This window comes from Ferruginibacter sp. HRS2-29, from assembly GCF_024343615.1.
In the GTDB taxonomy this organism is placed as follows: Bacteria; Bacteroidota; Bacteroidia; order Chitinophagales; family Chitinophagaceae; genus Ferruginibacter.
In genome coordinates this window covers 1-4,309 of the sequence record NZ_RJUB01000045.1, presented here as the reverse complement: position 1 = coordinate 4,309, position 4,309 = coordinate 1, and the positions used below count along the sequence as shown (strand labels likewise).

General features: G+C 45.9%; 3 protein-coding genes. All 3 read left to right on the top strand.

Annotation, left to right across the window (positions count from 1 at the left end; genetic code table 11):
- Positions 1-1,526 (top strand): TonB-dependent siderophore receptor (locus tag EGI32_RS10695; protein WP_255155382.1); only part of this gene is annotated, 1,526 nt, incomplete at its 5' end.
- A gap of 335 nt (positions 1,527-1,861) precedes the next feature.
- Complete coding sequence (locus EGI32_RS10690) at positions 1,862-2,521, top strand: hypothetical protein (protein ID WP_255155381.1); 660 nt, start codon at positions 1,862-1,864, stop codon at positions 2,519-2,521.
- Positions 2,522-2,583: 62 nt separating this feature from the next.
- Complete coding sequence (locus EGI32_RS10685) at positions 2,584-4,149, top strand: hypothetical protein (protein ID WP_255155380.1); 1,566 nt, start codon at positions 2,584-2,586, stop codon at positions 4,147-4,149.
- Positions 4,150-4,309 lie beyond the last annotated feature (160 nt).

Genomic DNA, 4,309 nt, shown 5'->3' with positions numbered 1-4,309 from the left:
TTGGCACCAGTTGGGGCGAACTGAGCGTGGATGTGGCGGCTAAAATGAAAACCAGAAATGCGACCAGTCTCCTGGGAGTGAATTATTTCAATTACCAGCAGAAACATGATAAGAATAACGACGGCTTTACGGACATGACTTTGCAGAACCGGATTTCAGTTTTTAATAAATGGAATTTTACGCGGAAAGAAAATCGCCTGGCGAGTATCGCCGGAAGGTTTGTGTATGAAGACCGCTGGGGCGGACAAACCAGCTGGGGCAAACAATGGCGTGGCACCGACAGCATTTACGGAGAAAGCATTTACACCCGCCGGGCAGAGATCATTGGTGTATATCAACTGCCAACCAGGGAAAAGATCTTCACGCAGTTTTCTTTCAACAAACACGATCAGAATTCATACTACGGCAAAGTGCCTTATTTTGCTACGCAGCAGGTGGTTTTTTTGCAAACGTATTGGGATAAAAAGATCTCCGGATCACATTCACTGTTGATGGGCGGTTCTGTGCGTTACACACATTATGATGACAATACCCCTGGTACTGCATCACCTGACGGTCGCACGAACCAGCCAACGAATACATTTCTACCGGGTGTGTTCATTCAGGATGAATGGAGCATCAGCCCCAAACATACACTGCTGGCGGGTTACCGGTTCGATCACGATAAAAACCATGGCAGTGTACACTCGCCGAGGGTTGCCTATAAATATGCGCCCAACAATAACAACATCGTGAGGGCAAGTATGGGAACAGGCTTCAGGGTGGTAAATCTTTTTACAGAAGACCATGCGGCGCTTACCGGCGCCCGGGAAGTGGTGATAGCGTCTGCTCTGCGTCCGGAGCGGTCGTACAATGCCAACCTCAATTATGTGTTGAAAATACCGACCGATCATTTTTACCTGGGCTTCGATATCACCGGTTTTTATTCTTATTTCACCAACAAGATCATCGGCGATTTTGATACCGATCCCAATAAGATTATTTATGATAACCTCGACGGGCATGCCATTTCAAGAGGTGTATCGTTGAATACGGAACTCAATTTCAATTTCCCTTTGAAGCTCCTTGCAGGCATCAGTTATATGAATGTTTTCCAGCAACAAAAAGACAATTCCGGCAAGCTGGTAAAAAGCCGGCAACTGCATGCGCCGGAATGGAGCGGAACTTTTGTGGCCACTTATTACCTCCCTGCAGGCTTTGTGATTGACCTTACGGGAAAATGGGACGGGCCGATGCGTTTGCCGATATTGCCCAACGATTACCGCCCCGAATATTCTCCGTGGTTTGCCATCGTGAATGCGCAGGTAACAAAAAAGATCAAAGCCGGGCTGGAGATATACGGTGGTGTTAAAAACCTGTTCAATTTTGTGCCGGCTGATCCTATCCTCCGGGCGTTTGATCCGTTTGATAAATACGTGGATGACCCGGTCAACAATCCTTATGGCTACACATTTGACCCTTCATATAATTTTTCTTCCATGCAGGGGGCCAGGGCTTTTTTGGGGGTGCGTTATAATTTAAAATGATGCAAAATGGGTGAGATTTAATCGATTGAAATTTTATCGGAGTTACGGGGGACGGGTTGTCGATTGTTCGCGAAAGCCAGTACTTTCGGATGGAGGCTGCTTTTACTGCAGAGAACTCTGCGTATACTCTATTTACTCATGTTCTCTGCGGTGAGGAAGCCTTCCTGGCGGAAAAGACTTACTAATAATTTCAAAAAGTTGCCCCTTTCTTAAGACATCTTTAACAGCGAATCTGCGCCTGCAAATGCCTATCTGTAAATAGTTTGCAGAACTTCGTGTGCAGCAACTCCGGAATAAAACCGTAACTTCATTCTCACATTTTTAACGCATTCGCCATGAAAATTAAACTTTTACTTTTAGCATTTTCAGCAGCTGCCCTGGCAAGTTGCAGCACAGCATATAAAAGCGGGCAAACACCCGATGATGTTTATTACTCCCCTGAACGGCCGGTAGAAAAAGTGACGGAATATGTTCGCCGCGATGCTGATGTCCGCCGCTATGATTTTGAAGAAAGAGAGATCCGTATGGCTGCCTACGACAGGCGCTGGCGCAATCTCAACACCAACTACGATTACGATTATTATTATAGCCCGTATCAATATGGATATAGCTATGGATACTATTACAACCCATATTACTATCCATGCCCGGTGTATATCAGCGGCGTTGCCATCAGCAACCCGAAAAACACGACTCCCCGCATGACCAATCTCAATAGTTATGTAAATATGAGGACTGTAGTGGCCAATCAGAAAACGGGCGCTACTTATTATGTCAGCCCGATCCGGACATACAATAATAGTAATTCGAACAGTGTACGCCGGAATACTTACCAGCGCTACGATAACACGAATACCAACAATTCTAACAATACCAATTCGCGGACGTACACTCCAACCAATACCAATACAAATACCAATTCATCCAGCTCGGGTTCCTCAAGTTCGGGTAGCAGCAGCTCAGGCAGCGTTTCAAGGCCGGCCCGCGCCAACTAGAAACAACCCACTCAAAATTTTCATCATGTTATCCCGCCATGGGGGATAAGCAATCATCTTATATGAAAAAATATCTATTCATTATTTGCCTTATAGGTTCAATGGATGTCGTAGCGCAGGTTCCCGAAGATGCCATCCGGTACAGTTGGTACCCGCAGAGCGGCACTGCCCGCAACCAGGCTATCGGGGGCGCCATGGGTTCGTTGGGTGGTGATATTACCGCCACATTTGTAAATCCTGCCGGGCTGGGTTTTTACAAAACCCAGGAATTTGTTTTCACGCCTTCATTTATTTTTACCAATAATAAAGTGGATTACCGCGGTACAAATTCTACCAACAACAGGAATGCACTCACGGTTGGCCCCATCGGCTGGGTTTTTGGCATGGGAGACAATGTGAAAAAGAGACAAAGTACCGCGTTCAGTATCGCTTTTACCCAGACTGCCAATCTTAACAATGTCATTCAATACAAAGGATTGAATAACCTCAGTTCTTTCAGCGAACAGTTTGCCGAAGAGTTCGCCAATGCCAACCAGCAATACGGCATCGGCATTGATGAAGTGCTCAATCAGAATTCGCCGTTGCCTTACACTTCGGCCCCGGCAGTGTATACTTTCCTGATCGATACTGTAACCAGGGGAAACCAGATTGTAGTAAGGGCTGCCCCTGAAAATATCCTGGATGCGGGGCAGGCATTGCAGCAGGAATACCGCCGCAAAACCAGTGGCGGCCTTTATGAACTGGCTTTCGGCGCCGCAGTAAATGACAACGATAAATGGTTGTTTGGTGCCAGCATGGGCGTACCGATCATCGATTATGCGAGCAATACAACTTTTAAGGAAAATGATACTTCTTCCAATACCCTCAACGGGTTCAAATCATTTGAATATACGGATGATTATGTGACCAGGGGTATCGGGCTCAACCTTAAGCTGGGCGCTATTTTCAGGCCGAGAGAATATATCAGGATCGGGGTGGCTTTACATACCCCCTCCTTCATATGGGCGCAGGACGAACGTACCACTACCCTTCACACAGACATTGAAGGCCCCTCGGGGAACGTGACCCAATATGATGTATCGTCTGAAATTTTTACCAATGGTCAGCCCGGCAAAAGTAAATACCTCCAGATGTCGCCGTGGAAAGCTATGCTGAGCGCTTCTTATGTGTTCAGGGAAACAGAAAATGTGACCCGCCAAAAAGGGTTTCTCACTGCGGATGTAGAATATGTAAACCACAAGGGGACCCGTTTTTCCGACAACAATAAAGAATCTTCCTCCTTATCCAAAGATTACAAAAAACAGCTGAACGAAGTGATCAAAGATGCTTACAAAGGTGCGTTCAACTTTCGGGTGGGTGGCGAATTGAAATTCAATATCATCATGGCGAGGCTTGGTTTTGCTTACTATGGCGATCCTTACAGGGATGTTCCCTTCAAAGCAAGCAAGATGCTGGCCAGCGGAGGCCTCGGCTACCGCAACAAAGGGTTCTTCATCGATCTTACTTATGTACAGCATCTTACAAAAGATGCGAACATGCCTTACGTGCTTTCGGGGCAGGATAACACTTTTGCCACTACAAGGGTGCAGCAAAGCAATGTGGTGGCTACGTTGGGCTGGAAGTTTTGATTCCTGAAGAAAAAAAACGCTGATTTAAAAGGATAAAATGATTGCGTTGATTGTTTTTACTTCGTAAAAACTTAAAATGCAGGTTATAAGAATTTGAATCTTGTAAAGTAGTTCCAAATTCTTATAAACTGCATTTCAGTTTCCTGCCTGCAGGAAACAA